Source organism: Anoxynatronum sibiricum (assembly GCF_039414295.1).
GTDB classification, from domain to species: Bacteria; Bacillota; Clostridia; order Peptostreptococcales; family Tindalliaceae; genus Anoxynatronum; species Anoxynatronum sibiricum.
Map to the genome: position 1 here is coordinate 1 of NZ_JBCITM010000075.1, position 337 is coordinate 337.

A 337-nucleotide genomic window follows, 5' to 3' on the forward strand; every position below is an offset into this window, starting at 1 on the left:
ATTCTCTCTTTTCCAAAATCAAATGCCGGGTTTGCTGTTGCCACAAAGAGCGAAACCAGAGAGGCACTTCTAGAAGGCTTGGCAGTCATTTTTAACTACATAGGCTGCGTGCCCCGATCCATTTGGTTTGATCAGATGTCTTCGGCTGCGCTAAGAACCAGAGATGACAAGGGCATTCTGAAGGCATCTGATTTCGTAACGAGGTTTTCTACACATTACGGCTTTTCAATCAAATTCTGTAACCCGGGCAGCGGACATGAAAAAGGAAATGTTGAGAACAAGGTTGGCACTATCAGAAGGAACTTGTTTGTGCCAGAACCGACCATTAACCATCTGG

General features: G+C 45.4%; 1 pseudogene. It reads left to right on the plus strand.

The window, feature by feature from the left end:
• Positions 1-337, plus strand: a pseudogene (locus tag AAIG11_RS18015) (IS21 family transposase); the annotation flags it as partial.